General features: G+C 46.6%; 11 protein-coding genes. 5 read left to right on the forward strand and 6 right to left on the reverse strand.

The annotated features are described in order from the left end of the window. Window positions 1-17: 17 nt before the first annotated feature. Window positions 18-851 (reverse strand): AraC family transcriptional regulator, encoded by an 834-nt coding sequence (locus IC229_RS14220; RefSeq protein WP_190887655.1) that lies wholly within the window; start codon window positions 849-851, stop codon window positions 18-20. A gap of 100 nt (window positions 852-951) precedes the next feature. Between IC229_RS14220 and IC229_RS14225 the strand changes: the two genes are divergently transcribed. Next, a complete protein-coding gene (locus tag IC229_RS14225) occupies window positions 952-1,413 on the forward strand; it encodes a DoxX family protein (protein ID WP_190887656.1) in 462 nt (153 codons plus the stop codon). Window positions 1,414-1,505: 92 nt separating this feature from the next. On the opposite strand, the gene IC229_RS14230 is transcribed toward IC229_RS14225, so the two are convergent. From IC229_RS14230 to IC229_RS14240, 3 genes are all read right to left on the reverse strand, one after another. After that, a complete protein-coding gene (locus tag IC229_RS14230; RefSeq protein WP_190887657.1) occupies window positions 1,506-5,249 on the reverse strand; it encodes a cellulose binding domain-containing protein in 3,744 nt (1,247 codons plus the stop codon). 34 nt (window positions 5,250-5,283) lie between these two features. Then, the gene (locus IC229_RS14235; RefSeq protein ID WP_190887658.1) at window positions 5,284-5,844 is read right to left on the reverse strand and encodes a type VI secretion system tube protein Hcp; all 561 of its coding nucleotides are present in this window, start codon (window positions 5,842-5,844) and stop codon (window positions 5,284-5,286) included. Between the two features lie 498 nt (window positions 5,845-6,342). Further along, window positions 6,343-10,245, reverse strand: a complete 3,903-nt coding sequence (locus IC229_RS14240; protein ID WP_190887659.1) for a beta strand repeat-containing protein — start codon at window positions 10,243-10,245, stop codon at window positions 6,343-6,345. Window positions 10,246-10,568: 323 nt separating this feature from the next. Between IC229_RS14240 and IC229_RS14245 the strand changes: the two genes are divergently transcribed. Next, on the forward strand, window positions 10,569-13,679 hold the full coding sequence (locus IC229_RS14245; RefSeq protein WP_190887660.1) for an ATP-binding protein: 3,111 nt from the start codon (window positions 10,569-10,571) through the stop codon (window positions 13,677-13,679). A 72-nt stretch (window positions 13,680-13,751) separates the two neighbouring features. On the opposite strand, the gene IC229_RS14250 is transcribed toward IC229_RS14245, so the two are convergent. Both IC229_RS14250 and IC229_RS14255 read right to left on the reverse strand, forming a co-directional pair. Beyond that, window positions 13,752-14,234 carry a hypothetical protein gene (locus IC229_RS14250; RefSeq protein ID WP_190887661.1) on the reverse strand — a complete coding sequence of 161 codons (483 nt, stop codon included), beginning with the start codon at window positions 14,232-14,234 and terminating at the stop codon, window positions 13,752-13,754. A gap of 184 nt (window positions 14,235-14,418) precedes the next feature. Further along, window positions 14,419-14,961 (reverse strand): RNA polymerase sigma factor, encoded by a 543-nt coding sequence (locus tag IC229_RS14255; RefSeq protein WP_190887662.1) that lies wholly within the window; start codon window positions 14,959-14,961, stop codon window positions 14,419-14,421. 707 nt (window positions 14,962-15,668) lie between these two features. On the opposite strand from IC229_RS14255, the gene IC229_RS14260 reads away from it, so the two are divergent. The 3 genes from IC229_RS14260 to IC229_RS14270 are packed head-to-tail and all read left to right on the forward strand — an operon-like array spanning window position 15,669 to window position 17,560. Next, entirely contained in the window at window positions 15,669-16,043 is a 375-nt protein-coding gene (locus tag IC229_RS14260) for a hypothetical protein (RefSeq protein ID WP_190887663.1), read from the forward strand. A 57-nt stretch (window positions 16,044-16,100) separates the two neighbouring features. Beyond that, a complete protein-coding gene (locus IC229_RS14265) occupies window positions 16,101-16,751 on the forward strand; it encodes a hypothetical protein (RefSeq protein ID WP_190887664.1) in 651 nt (216 codons plus the stop codon). Beyond that, window positions 16,727-17,560, forward strand: a complete 834-nt coding sequence (locus IC229_RS14270) for a sensor histidine kinase (RefSeq protein WP_190887665.1) — start codon at window positions 16,727-16,729, stop codon at window positions 17,558-17,560. The genes IC229_RS14265 and IC229_RS14270 overlap by 25 nt, the downstream gene beginning before the upstream one ends. Window positions 17,561-17,567: the final 7 nt, after the last annotated feature.

Raw genomic sequence — 17,567 nt, forward strand, 5'->3', positions numbered from 1 at the left:
GGTATGTGGAGCGAATATCATTTCTTAATTTTTCTGTATTCCAACGGGCTCATCTGATGCTCTTTTTTAAACGTATTCGAGAAATGGCTAGCATCGGTAAAACCTAGAAAACGGGCTATTTCATTGATGTTTTTAGTGGAATGGAGTAGCAGTTTGCGGGCGGCTTCCATCTTATACTTTATCAGATGCCGGTGGACCGTAATGCCCGTTTGTTCCTTAACCAGGCTATTGATATAGTTTGGAGACAGATTGAACGTATCACCTACCTGCCGCAAGTCCGTCGTAGTCGATTGATAAATGCTGTTGTAGAGATAAGACAGAATATCCGTTACTTTTTGCGCATGAATGCTTCGGGTATTCACAGCATTTTCGCCCACATTTCTAAAAATAATAGTGAGCATCACCTGTAGCAATTGTGGGAGATTATCGTGCTGCCAATCCGGTGTTTTTGCATACTCATGCTGCATTATTTTCAGCAACATAAACATGTGTGACGTATCATCTGGATTTGTTACGCAATTGCTGTAGGGTATTCTCCTGAAGTCATACTGCGTTTTGAGAATTTCTGGATTCATGTTTGTCGCAGAGCTATTGCTTTTACTAAAGTTCAGGAATTTTATATACGCAAAAACTGCCCTGGTCTTAATCGTGTAATAATGAGCATCATCGGGCTGGATAAACAGAATATCGCCTTTTTTAAACGGCTCTGATATATCATTGATATGGTGCAGGCCAGTGCCCTCTTCGACAAAGACTAACTCGTAGTGATTGTGCCGATGGACAGGATGTTTCCAGAGCGTGCTTTCGACCGTAAACAAGTGAATTGGCCTACGGGTATTGGTCCGGTGCATGAGTCGTTGTTTTTTGCAAAAGTTCTCATTTTTTCTACAAAAAACACCGAAGAATAGCTATCAATTTTGCATCAGTAATTTACTTAAAAATGCAAAAGCTATGTTACAGTCATTTTTTGTTCGCTTCAATCAGCTCTCATTTTCAGCGCTGTTACTACGTATAACGATGGTGGTGATCTTATTTCCACATGGTTCTAATTTAATGCTGGGATGGTTTGGTGGTAAAGGATTTACGCAGTCGGTAGAAGGGCTTTCATCGGGCGCAGGCTTACCTTATTTTATAGCCGTATTAGTGGTTATGCTGCAATTTTTCGGATCGCTCGCCTTAGGATTCGGGTTGCTTACCCGCTATTTCGCCTTTGCAACCATGGTCTTATTTATCGGAATGATTCCATATCATACGGAATACGGCTTTTTTATGAACTGGTTTGGAAAGCAGCAGGGAGAGGGATTCGAATATCATTTACTGGTATTGGGTATTTGTGCCGCTTTAGTAGTGTCCGGCGCTGGTCAGTGGAGTGTGGATGGATTTTTACAAAAGAAAAAGTGGGCATTCAATTAGTTAATGTTTGCGAACTAGGATAGTGTTTCACAAAAAACAGCCGGTTTGATCACTTGATCAAACCGGCTGTTTTAGTATAAATTAGCTGTCTATTAACGTTCCTTGATGACTCGGACGGTTTGCTGCTGATTGAGCGTACTCACCTGCAACAGCAGTGATCCGGCAGGAACTCCTCCCAAAGACAATCGTTGTTGTTCTACGTACCCAGCTATCTCAACTGTCTTGGTACTCAGGAGTCGGCCTGTTACGTCTGTCAACTGGAACTGTAGCGGCTGACCTTCAGCCCCGCGTACTTCCACACCGACTTCAGAGCCCTGCACCGGATTACCTAACACCGTTACCTGTAAGGCCGATACGTTCTCGTTAACGCCTTCCCGTGCACCCTGGCCCGGCTCGACGCCATATACCCGCTGACTTCCTAAGTAGATTACCACCCGATTGTTCTCACCCATCGGATTGGTGCCATTCTGATAGGAGTGGTCGTTGCTCTGGCTAAAGTTGCTCCAATCTGCCTTGGCAATCCGGTACTGAATGTTTCCAGTACTGCTCAAGGGATACAACTTACCGATATTCACAAAACTCAGCTCCAGATACGTATCGGCGTTGGCCAGCGGTGGACTAGGTTTAACAAAACGGCCCTTGACATTCCCGTTGCCTAACACAGCATAATCCACATAGAAGTTGAGCGTCTGATTACCTTCCAACGTAAAGTAATACCGTACTTTCACATCGCTATAATTGACCGCTACGTTGCCTTCGTTACGTATTTGCAGAAACGTACCAATGCTGTTCGTCGTGACACTGTTCTTGTTCTCCGTAAACGACTTCAGGCTCTGAACGGTTGATACGCCCAACGGTTCAGTACCCCAAACCAGGTTGCCATTTCGGTAAGCGGTGATACGTGTATTCGCCAGATAGCCACTGTTATTGGCAAAAGAGTAATCGTCGCTCTCGCTGAAATTGGTCCAGTCCTGCTTGGCGATACTAGTCTGAATCTGGCCGGAGTTCTGTCCTGTTCCCAGATTACCGGCCGTCGCCAGGAAGCTATACTCGACGTAACCCAAAGCACCCTGACGAGGCTGTGGCAACTCGACATACTTCATCTTCACCTTATCGGTACCCAGTTGAGCGTAGTAAACCGATAAGTTGGTCATAGGCGAAAACTGCTCCGCTGTAAACCAATAACGCACGGTTATCTCGCTGTACGAAATGGGCGTTGATCCGTCATTCTGAAGCTGGAGGTTGGGTTTTACGGTGCTGTTCTGCAGCTGGTTATAATCAGCGTTCTGATGCAGTACTTTCAGGCCAGCGGTCACCGTCTGAATAGCCATTGTTACCGAAGCAGCCGGACTGGTGCAGGTACCCAACTTGCAGGTGGCCGATAACGTATAGCTACCCGGTTGCGTGAAGGTATAAATGCTTCCATTTGCCTGACCATTACCGCCCTGCGTCTGCCAGTTGATCGTACCCGAACAGCCAATTGCCGTTACCGATATTGGTTGATTCACAGTCGTCTGAGCACTGGCCTGTAGGGTTGGTGCCGTTAAATTATTGCTGCTACTGACTACCCGACTAGCTATAGCGGTGCAACCGTTAACCCCTGTCAACGTAACGGAATACGTAGTCGCTGACGTAGCACTGATGATTTGAGTAGTAGCCCCTGTACTCCAACGATATGTTCCACTACCCACCGCCGATAAGCTTACCGCCGAAGTGGAACAACTCAACGTAGCAGTAGCAGGATTTATGCTCACCGTAGGATCGGTTTTGTTCTGACTCACGGTAACAGTAGCCACCGCCTGACAGCCATTAGGAGCTTTCAAGGCCACCGTATAATCTCCGGTCAGGCTCACCGAAATAGATCGGGTAGTAGCGCCCGTACTCCAGAGCACCGTTCCCGTACCGACCACCGACAGACTCACCGACGGGCTGGCACAGGTAAGCGTTGCCGAATTAGGCGTAATGCTCACGACTGGCGCATTTTTATCCTGACCCACAACTATAGATGTCATAGACGAACAGCCATTGGATGAGGTCAGTGTCACCGAATACGTAGCGGCTGTGGTTACCGAGATGACCGACGACGTAGCGCCGGTGCTCCACTTATACGTACCAGTGCCCACCACACTCAGGCTCACCGATGACGTAGCACAGGTTAACGTAGTACCGGCCGGAGCGCTGATACTTACAGAAGGTGCGCCCCCGCCCTGAATAACTGTCTGGCTAGCCGTAGCTGTGCAACCGTTAGCTGCCGTCAACGTAACAGAATACGGTCCTGCCGAAGTCACCGAGATAGCCGACGTAGTGGCGCCGGTACTCCACAGATACGTTCCTGTACCCACCGCACTCAAGCTTACGGATGGGATGGAGCAGGTCAACGTAGCAGAGTTAGGTGTAATACTCACTGTAGGGACGTCTGCATTCTGTCCAATACTAACGTTGGCTATACTCGTACAACCGTTCTCCGCCGTTAGCGTCACAGAATACGTATTGGCAATACTAACCGAAATAGACTGAGTAGTAGCGCCCGTACTCCACTTATACGCACCACTACCAACTGCCAACAAACTTGCTGTTGGGCTTGCACAAGTCAACGTAGTTGAGCTAGACGTAATGCTTATGGAAGGAACTGATAGGTTCTGCTCGATGGTGATACTATCCGTTGCTACACATCCGCTGGCTCCCGTTAGGGTTACGGAATACGTAGCAGCTACGCTCACCGAAATGCTCGGCGTACTATCACCCGTACTCCACAGATACGTACCATTTCCCACTGCCGACAAGCTTGCTGTTGGGCTGGCGCAGGTCAACGTAGCAGAGCTGGGGACAATGCTCAGGGAAGGGGTTGATACGTTCTGTTCAACCGTAGAGCTGGCCGTGGCCGTACAACCATTAGCGCCCGTCAGTATGACGGAATACGTTCCGGCAGTGTCCACAGAAATGACAGACGTACTATCGCCCGTACTCCACAGATACGATCCCTCTCCTACCGCACTCAAACTTACGGTCGGACTAGCGCAGGTTAACGTAGCACCGGTCGGCGGGTTGATGCTCACTGTGGGCGCAGCAATATCCTGTCCGATGGTGGTACTGGTAACTGCCGTACACCCGTTGTAGCCTGTGAGCGTGAGGGAATAAGTGCCTGCCTGAGAGACGGTGACTCTTCCTACACCGATTACTATTCCACCTGGACCATCTAAACGTAGCGTATCCACACTAATCCCCGTTAGCGTTACCAACGTTTGGGCGCAGGTGAGTATACCGTTGTTGGTGGCTATCAAATCAGTCGAAGGGGCGGCATAGTCCTCCGTTATGGTTGCTACATCGGTAACCGATTGTCCGCTCGACACGCTCAACGTAACGGTATAGTCGCCTACCTTAGTCACTACAGCCGTCTTACTAGGACCACTGCTGATGATGCCGTCGGGGCCTTTAAATATATATGTACCAGTCGTTGTCTGGCTGCTGAAAGCCGTTAACGTAACAGAATTGGTCGAACAGTTCAGCGCTCCACTATACGTCAAACCTACTGACAATGAAGTGTCAATAATCGCGTTACACAATGAACCATTACAATCATCGGCTGCGATACGTACTCCGGGTGAACCCGACGATCGTTTTTTTGCAGCAAAGAGAGCGCTATAATACCCAGGGCGGGTAAGTCGCTGCAGACTGTCAACTATTTGCTTGATTCGCTGAACCGGTGTTACGGCTCTGGTTGTCGTTGCCCGATGGCTGGAAACTAAGCCTGGAGGACTCAGTTGTGCCAGGGCAGACAACGTAAACAAGCAAACGATAAACAGTCCGAGCAAAGCAGTATGAAAAAAATATCTCATGGCCTTGTCGGTTAGCAGATGAATAAGGCCAGGCTTATTGTTCGTACGTGAAAGCAACCTTACCGATGTTTTTAAGCTGGCTCCATTCGATAGGGCGCCTTGGGGTTAGCGTACGGTCTACTATCGCAACCTCACCGTAATTGATTGTAAATGTTTCAGCAATTCCCGGGCAACCATTTTCACAGACCTCAGCCGCACTTGTAGAGTAGCCGCTTATAAAGGCCGTGCCTATATAAAGATCATAGAGCACATCTCCAGCAGCATTCTTATAGCTGAATCTAATCCGTGAAAAATGAGCTCCACTCATGATTGCGTACTGAAAAGCATTACTGGCCTTATCCGCAGATTTAGTCACTGTTAGCGGTTGAAACGCTACTCTACCGCCCCCACTGCCACCCGTTCCGGATCCGATGGTTGATTGATTTAGTATTGAATTCTGTAGGCTGGTGATCTTAAAAGTGCCTGCCGTTGTAGCAGTACTACCTGTAGCAGGTGTAATTTCCATATAGATCCCCGCACCCTGGCCCTGGGCGAATGATGCGCTGGCAACGAAGAAGAGCAATAAAGCGAGAAAGGATGTAAACGTGGTTTTCATGAGTTTTGTGATTGTTTAAAGAGTTGGTTTTGAAAAAAATTATGGGTAAAAGTTGTGGAGCAAAATTGACGGATAAAGGCTATTAGCAGTGAGCTCAAATGTCTCTAATGTGGCTACGCATGTCGCATCTTTAAAGAAACAGTTGGAAATGAACATTTCATCAATAGATAATCATGACCTGTGAAAGTTTGTAGTAGGGTCGTTGATTGACACTGTAAAATTGGTCTTTACGACCGCTTCGGAACTAACACGATTGAACCATTTCTACCTCATTTGAACCATTTTAGTGTAGTTGATCCGGATTGCAAGTCAAAATCCGGTTTTTCTGGTTAGTGAAGTTTCACTTTAATTAGAATTACGGGCAGCTATTTTTTGTCATCCTGACGCAGGAAGCATCCTAAGGCTTCCTGAATAAAGTGCCAGGAAACAGTAAGATCCTTCCTTCGTCAGGAAGACAAAAAATCTGATAAGCATCACGTAGGTTGGGGCCGACCAAACCTAATTCCCCCCCAACCGCAATCGACTGGCCGGATCAAAGATTAGTCGGCCCGTCGGGGCGTAAATGATCCGCATAGCCTGTCCTTGATAACCGTTGGTCAACGTAACAGGGTGATTAATCGTCACGACATCCGTGAGGAGTGGTACCCGTCCACACGACCACGTACTGGCATCGCTCCAACTACCGGCCTTAATACTATACATAGTTGCACAGCCACCCGGATTCACCACACTCAACGGAAGAAGGGTCGAAACAGAACCACCTGCCGCGTCGGTGGCGGTCACGGTCACGCTGTAGAACGAAATAGTCGTGGCCGATACAGTACCCATAATTGTGGCCGGAGCCACAAAACTCAGACCCGCCGGTAAGCCCAGCACCGATAGGCTCAGGCTGTTGGGTGTTTCAGCGTCGGTGAAGGTGTTGGTCGGAATCGTATAGCTGAACGCCTGCCCCACCGTAGCTGACTGAGGAGGAATGGTGTTCTCCACCCGTGGGTTTCCGTTAGCACAATTCGCTAGCCAGTTATAGCTGAACGTTGCCTCACCCGGAGTTCCCTGCTGACTGGCCCTGAACACAATCACCGGATTATCCGTAAACACGTTCAACTGATAAGGCTCATTGATGGTGATCGTGGTGGCCTCATTGACCACTGAGAGACTGAGGGGCTGTCCATTGGTCGCTTCAAAGCTGACCCTGAAGTTGATCCGCCGTTCAAAGTAACTGATGTGATTACAGTCGAGCATGGTTACGCCCGTGATAGCGAAACTGCGGGGTTGCACAGTTATCGTAAATGTTGTCGAAACGGACAGCCCACCGGGATCGGTAGCCACCACCGTTACAGTGAAGGGCGAACCTACCGTGGCGGAAGGTGTACCGGTAATGGTGTTAGGCGAAACGAAACTTAAACCAGCGGGTAAACCCAGCACTGATAAGGTGAGACTGTTTGGCGTTTCGGCGTCGGTGAACGTAGTGGCTGGAATCGTGTAGCTAAACGCATCGGCCAACGTAGCAGATTCGGGCGGAATAGCATTAGCCAGCGTAGGAGCGCAATTCTGATACGTAATGGTGGCACTAGCGGTGGACGAACAGCCATTGGCGCCTGTCAGCGTCACCGAATACGTAGCGGCCGACGTAGCACTGATGGAGGACGTAGTAGCCCCCGTACTCCACCGATACGTACCACTGCCAACCGCCGACAAGCTTACTGAGGACGTTGTACAGGTCAACGTAGCACTGGCCGGGGAAATCGTTAGCGAAGGTGGAGTCTGATCCTGACTAACGCTGGCACTGGTAGTAGACGAACAGCCATTGGCTCCGGTGAGCGTAACCGAATACGTAGCAGCTACACTGACGGAAATGACAGGCGTTGTGTCTCCTGTACTCCACCGATACGTACCATTGCCCACCGCACTCAAACTTGCGCCTGGAGTAGCGCAGGTTAACGTAGCGCTCGATGGTGAAATACTAAGTAAGGGTGATGTGGTATCTTGAGATAAGGTGGTGGTAGACGAAGCGGAACAGCCGTTTGCCGCCGTTAACGTAACGGAATATGTATCAGCGGTGGAGACGCTAATAGTTGGTGTGGTAGCGCCGGTGCTCCAGCGATAATTCCCTGTACCAATCGCTGAAAGACTTACCACTGGAGTCGCGCAGGTCAACGTAGCGCTGGCCGGGGAAATCGTTAGCGAAGGTGGAGTCTGATCCTGACTAACGCTGGCACTGGTAGTAGACGAACAGCCATTGGCTCCGGTGAGCGTAACCGAATACGTATCAGCTACACTGACGGAAATGACAGGCGTAGTAGCTCCAGTGCTCCACCGATACGTACCACTGCCCACCGCGCTTAGGTTTACCACGGGCGTCGTGCAGGTTAACGTAGCACTGCTGGGTGAAATACTTACCAGTGGCGAACTAATATTTTGCCCCACGGCCACGGTAGTGCTGCTGGTACAGCCTACACCTGACGTAGTGACAGTCACCGAGTAGGTGCCCATCGCATTAACTACAGCAGTGCCGGACGTAGCATTCTGGCTCATAATACCCGCTGTTGTGGAGCCGGGGCCACTGAACACGTAGCTGGTTCCCCCGCTCGCCGTCAACGTAACGCTGGTCTGAGCACAGGTGAGCGTGCCACTGCTGACGAGACTGGCCGTGGGCAGAGCATTAACCGTTAGACTAAAAGCACTGGAGGTCAGACTGCTGACCGAATTGGATACCACAACCCGATACGTCCCCTCATCGCTGGCTTGTACATTGGTCAGGCTGAGGGTGGGCGACTGCTGGGCTACTCCTAGTGATACGTTATTCTTGTACCACTGGTAAGCCCGTGCATTACCCGACACTCCCACCGAGGTGGAAACCGGCGTGCCGATACAGACCGCCGACGAACTGGCGGGCGGTTGCGTAATCATCAACGGAACACAACCGTCCTGAACTTCATTCTGGGAATTACAGCCCGTTGCGTTGTTTCGAATGGTAGCTGAGCCCGGACGATCAGTCAGGAATTGGCAGATAGGCTCAATGGCACAGACGCTCAGTTGCGGATTGCCGTCAATGGTAAGGGACCCACCTATACTGGTCAGGCTACTCAATCCACTAAGGCTGGTCAGAACAGAATTACTTTGAATACGTAACGTATTAGAAATACGGGGAATATTATTGAGTCCATTCAGATTAGGCAGTTGGCCATTACCTGTAATAATAAGATCAGTAATCGCACTCCTCACGTTGATTAGGGAGAAGAGGCTGGTCAGCATAGAGTTGTTTGCAATATTTAATTCTTCACCAACATGGGTAAGCTGATTAAGTCCGGTCATATTGGGCAGTTGGTTATTACCTGTGATGATCAGATCAGCTCCTACACTGGTCAGGCTATTCAACCCACCAAGACTGGTCAGGGCAGAGTTGCTCTCGATGCGTAAAGCAATAGGCGTACGGGTAATTCCACTGAGTCCATTCAGATTAGGTAGTTGGTTGTTACCTGTGATTTTCAGGTTAGTACCTATACTGGTCAGGCTGTTTAAACTACTGACACTGGTCAGCGCACCGTTGCTATTAATATTTAACTCCCCACCAATACGGCTAAGCTGGCCAAGCCCGTTCAGATTAGGCAGTTGGGGATTATCTCCGATGTTCAGATTGTTACTTATACTGGTCAGGCTACTCAACCCACTGACGCTGGTCAGAACAGAATTATTCTGGATACGTGAATCCCTGCCAATACGGGTAAGCTGGCTGAGTCCGGTCAGATTGGGCAGTTGGGGATTACCTGAGAGGTTCAGATCATTGCCTATACTGGTTAGGCTGCTCAGCCCACTAATGCTCGTCAGAACATTGTTATTCTGAATGCGTAAATCACCGCCCGTACGGATGAGCTGACTGAGTCCGTTCAGATTAGGCAGTTGGTCATCATCTATGATTTGAAAATGATTACCCGTACTGGTCAGGCTACTCAATCCACTGACGCTGGTCAGAACAGGATTATTCTCAATACGTAAATCTCCGCCGGTACTGATAAACTTACTAAGCCCGTTCAGATTGGGTAATTGGTTATTATATCTGATGTACAGTTCATTACCCGTACCAGTCAGATTGCTCAACCCACTAATGCTCGTCAATACAGGATTATCCTCAATGCGTAAACCACCTCCTACATAAGTAAGCTGACTGAGCGCCGACAGATTGGTAATATCTGTCCCCGATATGATTAAGTTACCGGCTAGGGTTGTGCATCCTGATGCAGGGAAATCATTCACCTGTTGCTGGGTACTTAACGTGAAATTTATGCACTGAGCCGTAGCCACTGAGGACTGGAGAAGGAGCGAGATCCAGAGCAGAAGTTGGGTAAGTGCTAAGGAAAAATGAATGGGCCGAAGGCCGATTAATAGAAGTTGTGTTTTCATAGCTGAATAGTTGAGAGGAGTCTTGAATACATCTTGGGTAAACAGTCAAGGCAGGAGGTCCGGCCCTCTTGGGAAACGCGATAGGTAGGCGCATACAGACTTAGGTTTGGGCTGGTGGCGAAACAGGTAGTTTGTTTTCGAGTGTACTGATTTACTGATGCCATTGCGCGCCGTAAAATTCCGATCTAAATCCCTCCAGAAACTAACACGATTGAACCATTTCTAGCTCATTTGAACCATTTTGACTCTATTTACCCTAGAAACCCCCTTGGATAACAGGAAATAGGGTTGTAGTTTCGGGTCTGTGTTGCCATAAAAAAACCATGACGCGAATCAGTCGATTTGTGCTTTTTCTGCTGACGACGGTAGGGCTCCATACGAGGGTGCTACAAGCGCAGCAGTTCATGCTGCCGCCCCCTTCCCGGCAGGTAACGCAAATGCCGATAGTTACGCCATTTAGTGGACAGCCGACCGATGAACAGCAAATGCTGATCTGGCTGTCAGGCAATGGCATTCCTCTTTCTTATGATGGGCAGCGATTTCTGAATTTTGACGCCAGCAAGCCTGATCGTTATCGACTCTTTCAACGGCATCCCCAAAGCCGGCTTTGGATTATTCGGGAACGTGCGAACAAGCCTAAAGAATTACTCTATGCCGACTCCACTACCCGGCAACTCGTAAATCTGCCTGATACGTTACAATTGGTACGTGTTTATCTTCGTTCGCAGGGCATTGAAGACCTGTATCTGGGACGCCAGGGAAAACTCTGGATTCGCCTGTCCGATCAACGGCTGCTGGGCGTAAATCCTCGTACGCTGGCCGTTGAGCAAGTGCTCGAGCTGGAGTCGTCTACCGTATTGGAAGAAGCCCCCGACGGTCGGCTCTGGTTTGGTACACCAACGGGTCTAAACGTGATCGATCCACGCACCGGACAACGATGGCGTTATGACTACGATCCGGAAAAGACGGCGCATTTAAGTAGCGGTAAAATCATTACAAAAATTCGTGTCCGCGATAATGGCGACGTATTGCTGGGCCTGATCAACGAAATCCATATCCTGACGCCTAGAACGGGTGTAATACGTAAAATCAAACTTCCGTTGCCTACCGCAACAGCTCAGTTGTGGACAGCTGCATTTATACCGGATCGGTATGGAAATGATTATTTTTCGGTTGGCCTGATGGTGTGTCGTATCACCACGAAGGGACAGTTGGAACGTATCAACTTTGCCTATCCTGCCGAAAAAATAATTGCCGTATATATTCCTCAGGACAAAGAAGGGTTATCGGATCGGATGTGGGTAAGAGTGGTGACCAATCGGCTCGATTTATACGATCTGAAAAAGCTGAAGTCCATTTCATCGTTCAATGTGCTGGATGTGATTATCAACGGAAACCGGCTCATCGAAAACGAAGAAACGCAGGATACCCGATTTCAGCGGGACTCAACGGGATACCCCACGATTCGGATCAAAGAAGGAGATTTTGTGCAGATCCGTTTTTCGCCCTTCGCCGAATACAGACAGGTCTTATTTCGCTACAAACTGGAGGGGTATAGCTCCCAATGGACAACCTATTTCGACCTGTTCGGGATAGGCACTTATCAACTGGAGGCAGGAACGTATCAGTTTCTGCTGAATTGGGAAACGCCCAGCGGCTGGCAAAAACAACCGGCCAGCCTACGTATCGATGTGCAGCCAGTTATCTGGAAAACTGCCTGGTTTCGGACAATCGTTCTGCTTATTGTGACAGGGATTGGCTATTGGCTGACACGTAGCATTATCCGACGGCGAAAACTGCGGCAGGAACTGGCTCGTCGGGAGTTTGAAGCCGCTACGCTACGTCAGATGGATGAACTGAAAAGCCAGTTCTTTGCGAACGTAACGCACGAATTTCGAACCCCGCTGACCATCATCCTGAATGCGACCGAACAATTGGCGGATGAATCGCTGGCTTCTAAAAGAGCTACCGACCGGCTTGGCGCAATTCGGTACAATGCGCACCAACTGCTGCGGCTCATCAACGAAACCCTTGATATGGCCAAACTCGATGCGGGCAAACTGGATCGTCGCGAATTGCTTGGCGAGCCGCTGACCTTTATCCAGCAAATGGTCAATCAGTTTCAGGGATTGGCTCAACAGAAGCATATCAGGCTGGAATGTCACAGGCAACTAAACTCCGAACTCTACCTTTTCGACCAGGAAAAGCTGGAGAAAATTGTCTATAACCTGCTCTCTAACGCTGTAAAGTTCACCCCCTCAGACGGCTCCATTCGGGTAGAAAGCCTGGTAACAGCCGAAAAACGGCTGGTAATTCAGGTAGCTGATACAGGAATTGGCATACCGGCCAATCAGTTGGAACGTGTTTTCGACCGGTTTCATCAGGTAGATTTGTCTTCTACCCGAGCATATTCGGGTACGGGAATTGGGCTGGCGCTGGTAAAAGAATTAACTGAATGGCTGGGTGGCTGTGTCACTGTTGATAGTACTGCTGGTAAAGGCAGCCTTTTCACGGTCGAGATTCCATTGAATACGTATCAGTCAACGGAATCGATCAGTCAGCAGGGAGAACCAATAGAACTTACCTTCAGCAAGGAAGTCCATAATGACGGAAAAGCCATTGCTACGTCGGAAGTTGCTACGTTGCCCAAAAATGGCAGCAACTCACAAAATGAAAATCGTCGGCTGGTTCTGGTAGTCGAGGATAACGCTGATCTGCGCCAGTACGTAGTGGATTACTTAGCTAATACGTATCGAATTATCGTGGCTGAAAACGGAAGATTGGGTTTTGAGATGGCGCAGGAAAAAGTCCCCGATTTGATTATCAGCGACGTAATGATGCCCGAAATGGACGGTTATACATTGGTCGAACGCCTGAAAGCCGACGACTGTACAAGCCACATTCCCGTCATATTACTGACCGCGAAATCATCCTACGATAGCCGACTGAAAGGGCTGGGCATTGGGGCCGATGACTACATTGGCAAGCCGTTTAATCTGGAAGAACTGGCGCTACGTATCGGCAACTGTTTAAAGACCCGTGAAAATTGGCAGCGTTGGCTAGCCAATCGAACCGAATCTGTTGACTTACCGAAAGAAGATACTCCCCTTCTGGACAAGGAAGACCGGTTTTTGGCTCGAATCCGGCAGGCGGTATTGGATCATCTGGAAAATCAGGCCCTGGATGTCGACTGGCTGGCTACGCAGGCAAACATGAGTCGCACCCAACTTAATCGCAAATTGTCGGCACTTACCGCGCTGAGCCCGAATCGTTTTATTCACCGGGTCCGACTGGAGAAAGCGGCCGAATTATTACAAACTGGCGATTTGAACGTAACACAGGTAGCTTATGCAGTTGGTTATAGTTCGCCGTCTCATTTCAGCAAAGTGTTCCGGGAGCATTTTGGCTACCTTCCTGCCGAACTGAGAGTATAGACGCAGACTTATTCGACCAGCGAAGTACGTAATGCTACGTTACGTAGTAACACCCCAATGCAGTTTACTCTGCTATCGTGCTACGTAGTTCCTGTTGACAATGAGCGCAATAGGCAAGCCCACGAACACCATAATGATGACTATACCAATCCAGGCTTTACTCAGGTCAAAGGGTTGAGCGGGTAACTTACTCAGTGGAATCACCACCCGGTTCATAATCAGCCAGACGAAAATGCCGTAGAGTAATCCAACAATAACTGGTTGATTAATGTATTGACGAATGGCAGGAAAAATCAGAAAGAAAAAACCGGCAAAGGTCAGCGCAATGAAAAAATGGAAGACCAGCCCCCAAACGACCATAGGCGTTCCGCCTGTAAGTGCCTCCTGACCAAATGCTGCACTCGCTACGTAGGACCAGACTGCCAGTGGGTTCTTGCCGCCCCGGATCATGAGCATAGTCATTGCTGCAAGGGCGTCGAGTACGCCAGCAGTCAGTCCTGCCGAAATGATTGTACGTAATGCTTTTGATCGGGTATAAGTTGTTGACGGGGCCATAATATCGTTTATTGTCAAGAAGTTAAGGATATATATACGTCGTGAAGATAAGATTATTTTAGCTTTCAGTTATTGAGCCTTTGCTGTTTGGCGCTCGGTCTGTCAACTACGTATGCAAAAACAAAACCCGGACTCAAAAGAGATTCCGGGTTTCTTAAACTAAACTCAACAGGTTGGTAGCAAATCATTGGTTATAAGTACTTTCAAAAAGAGCAGCCAGTTTATCACGCGATCGTTTCAGGCGCATTTTAATGGCACTTTCTTTAATTTGATAGTGATCACTTAGCTCAGCTATTGATAAATTTTGTTCGTATTTCAATTTAAGAAGCTGTACTTCTTCTACTGGTAACTGCCCTAATACAGAGTCTAAGAGATGTAGTTGGTCGCTGGCAGACTCCTGATTGTCAGTCCCTTCTATATTATCAGCCAGTTCGTAGGTTAACGTTTCGGAAGGGAGCCGCTTATTTAATCGTATTTGATCCAGGCAGTAATTATGCGTAATTGAATAAATCCAGGTTGCCACCGTCGATTTATTCTCAAATTTATCCATTTTCGAAAACACCTTGACAAATATATCCTGGGTATAGTCCTGAGCTACATCAGAATCTTTGGTCATCGTCAGGCATTTCTGATAGACTTTGCTAACATACTGACTATATAGCGACTCAAAAGAGTCTATACTCGTTGGCACTTTACTCCGCTTTCTGGAGAGTGTAGTTTTTAACATGAGTGTAGTGTACGATGGTTAGTCAGGATAGTTACGGAAACAAAGATATTACAGATTTATGAGTATACACATAGTGACATTTACTCAAGTCAAGCTATCATTTATACTTGATTACGAATATATTAAAGAAAATGTTGTTTATACACGCAATTTTGAACTTTTACTGTATAAAACTATTGCTTAAAGGGTTATTTTTAATATATTTTTGAGTCTTTTCAAGAACATAAATTTTAAAAATATTTATTATATGGTAGTAAATTCTGCAAAAAAGTACGGTTGTCTAAATCGATTCTGACTCCTTAACTCAACATAGGCTATTATGAAGCAGGTATCCATACTATTGCATCTATAAGATGAACCAGCCACTTTGGCGTATACCGATACGTTGCGTTACCAGGCCTTATCAAAAGGAGGTAAATCACTACTAAAAACGGGAAATAACCCGTTTTGGGTGCCAGAAACGGGACGTATGTTTGGCTCAGCTATGTGGCTTACCTGGTTGTCAGTATAGTATACGTACTGTAACCCGCGCTTGATTTTGTCCAATTTGTTCACCAATGCCTGTATACATTACGTTGTCGCAGAACTGTTCAAACTTTCTCAAATAGACATAATCGTTTGAGTCATTCCAAAACAAAATTCAGCTATTCCACCTTCGAATTAAATTTTCATTCAATAATTTTTCCACCTTTAACTAATAAACAATCATGGCTAACCCCGCTTGTGAGTCAGATGCTGCTGTGCCTTATCCATTTGGTGGCTGTTTACTCGCTGAGGAGACATATCTGAAAGAAGGTATCTGCAGATGGTTAAACGTTTTCCAAGACAATCCAGCATTTACGCTTTTTTTCGACTTTGATAAAGATTTAATTAAAGAGACACTTGATATAGAAGGTTGCAAAGGGATTCGAATATTTCCGGTAATCGATAAAGGTGGCAAAATGAATGTAATGATCGTTGCGAAAAATACCGAAAATAATGAAATAACGAATGCAGAAGGAAAGATAACTCATATAGACTGCTGCGGGCAGAACGGTGAGTCGAGATTCTACAATGAGAAAGTTAAAGATAAATGTGAATAATGTTTCACCGTGCTCCCGAATGAACTCATTCGAGAGCACGGATATTATGTTACGTGAATGGTAGTAAAAACGTTGGAGAATATTTTTATGGGCCTGTATTATGGCAGCTTACTAGGCGCTATATACTGTTCCGTAACCTTTAAAAATAATCATTCAAAAGCCTTTCAAAAGTTATGGATATATCTGATACTTACATTAATCGTAGAGATGTATACCCACTATGAGAATAAAACAGGCGGTAAATTTCTTCACGTTTATGTAATGCTTGCCCCGTTTGAGTATTTTTTTATTTCGCAATTATATTTAGAGAAGTTTAAGGATAAATTTCTAAAAAATTTTATTGTATTTACGCTTATAGCTTATACAATTTTATGTGCGTTTCTTCTAATAGATTTTAAAAATAGTAATCATTATTTTGCATTTAACTTACGAGGTATTTTAATTATTATCCTAACGTTAATCTATTTTAAAGTGCTTTACCAAAAAGATGAATTATTAGCATTATCGAATCAACCGTTATTCTGGCTAAGCATTGGCAATTTTATATTCTGGCCAGGCATTTTTTTTGTCATGGGTTTTACGTCAATTCTTGTCAATATCGATAAAGAACTAAATGCCAAATTATTTCTATTAAATCCATTACTTAATGCGTTTTATTACGGTACGTTCATTGCCGGATTCTTATGCAACAGGACACCCAAAAAATAGTAATTATCGTACTTTTGGGTACACTGCTCTTCATGGTTCAGGGTGGCTTTATTATATTTTACCTGCTTTTCTTCAAACGAAAACAACGCACAAACCAACAGGAGCAAATAGCCATTCGCGCTACGTATGAACGTGAAATTCTGCAATCGCAGATGGAGGTAAGGAATCAGACTTCACAGTATATCGGTGAGGAACTCCACGATAATATTGGCCAACTTCTAACCATTGTGCGACTAAATCTGGGTATATTGGAAGAATCGGATTTAAGGGACGATTATAAACAGACAGTTAAAGACACTAATGAAACACTAGGCACCGCAATCAACGATTTGAGAGCCATCTCTAAAAGTTTAGATAGCGACTCAATTAAAGATTTCGGCCTTCAGAATGGCTTAGCCAATGAAGTGTTACGTATCCAAAAAACTGGAAAATATCAGATCGAATTAAAGAATAATGGTCATTCTTTTTCACTGGGTTTTCAAATCGAAATCGTCCTGTTTAGAATCTGTCAGGAAATTCTCAATAATGCGCTCAAGCATTCAGGAGCCTCGCACATTACCATTCAACTTAGTTACGAACCTGACCTTTTTCAGTTAAGCATTGTCGATAATGGAAAAGGATTTGACTATGCAGGCATAATGAGTGATGTAGATGAAAAACGGGGGTCAGGCCTTCGAAACATTAATCGAAGAGTGAATCTCCTGGATGGGCAAGTCGTATTTCGTTCTAATGCCGGAGCAGGTACTTCCATTATTATTACGTTACCAATTTCGTCAGATTCGTCTAAACATGGCTACGGCACCAATTAATAAAAAC

Origin of the sequence: Spirosoma profusum (assembly GCF_014699005.1) — a bacterium.
In the GTDB taxonomy this organism is placed as follows: domain Bacteria; phylum Bacteroidota; class Bacteroidia; order Cytophagales; family Spirosomataceae; genus Spirosoma; species Spirosoma profusum.